The sequence below is a fragment of the Pseudomonas sp. AC463 genome, from assembly GCF_979253585.1.
The window spans coordinates 1-365 of sequence record NZ_CEEDDZ010000230.1 but is presented as its reverse complement, the minus strand read 5'-3'; the positions used below and the strand labels follow the sequence as shown (position 1 = coordinate 365).

The following is a 365-nucleotide window of genomic DNA, read 5'->3' as shown; positions in this document are numbered from 1 at the left end:
CCTTGGAATACTGGCCGCCGGTGTTCTGGATCATGTCGAACGTGTCGACGCCCGACGTGTCGAAGCGCCAATAGGCGAGTTTGCGCGAGTCGGGGCTCCACGCGAATGCCTTGCGCAGGCCGAATTCCTCTTCGTACACCCAGTCGCCGACGCCGTTGACGATGAGGTCCGAACCGTCGCGCGTCAGGCGCTGCGGCGTGCCGCCGCCAGCTGGTTCCACGTACAGGTCGTTGTCGCGGACATAGGCGATGCGGCTGCCGTCGGGGGAGAACTCGGCATACATCAGCGTCTGCGGCGCGGCGTCGCCCCCGATCTTCCGAAAGCTCTTGGCGTCGAGGTCGAGCAGCCAGTAATCGGCATAGGCA

1 protein-coding gene is annotated in these 365 nt (G+C 64.9%); it reads right to left on the bottom strand.

Translation table 11 applies throughout. The annotated features are described in order from the left end of the window. The coding region (locus tag AC0IYH_RS29915) for a DPP IV N-terminal domain-containing protein (RefSeq protein ID WP_471837720.1) at nucleotides 1-365 on the bottom strand (365 nt) is incomplete at both ends.